Annotated in this window: 1 protein-coding gene; it reads left to right on the forward strand. The window is 73.1% G+C overall.

Going from position 1 to position 390, the window contains the following annotated elements; genetic code table 11:
• Positions 1-390: HNH endonuclease signature motif containing protein (locus AC3A5R_RS23110; RefSeq protein WP_487623120.1), on the forward strand; the 390-nt coding region annotated here is incomplete at both ends.

Genomic DNA, 390 nt, shown 5'->3' on the forward strand with positions numbered 1-390 from the left:
ACCGCCCCCGGGTCGGTCTGGCAGCGCCTGGCCGTCGCCGTCGACACCGGCACCGCGCTGCAGCTGTCCACCGACCGGTACACCCCGACCCGCGCCATGGTCGAACACGTCCGCGCCCTCGACGGAACCTGCCGGGCCCCCGGCTGCCAGGTCCCCGCCGAACGCTGCGACCTGGACCACATCACCCCCTGGCCCGCCGGCCCCACCCGAGTCTCGAACTTCCAGTCCTTGTCCCGCGGCTGTCACCACCCCAAGACCGCCGGCGCCTGGACCGCCAGACGCGAAGACCCCGACGGGGAGACCCGTCCCGTCGGAGCCGTGCACTGGACCACCCTGGCCGGACGCGACTACATCACCTACCCCAAGAACTGGCGCGAAGCCCTCACCGAC

It is taken from the genome of Intrasporangium sp. Soil_C_50 (assembly GCF_057656595.1).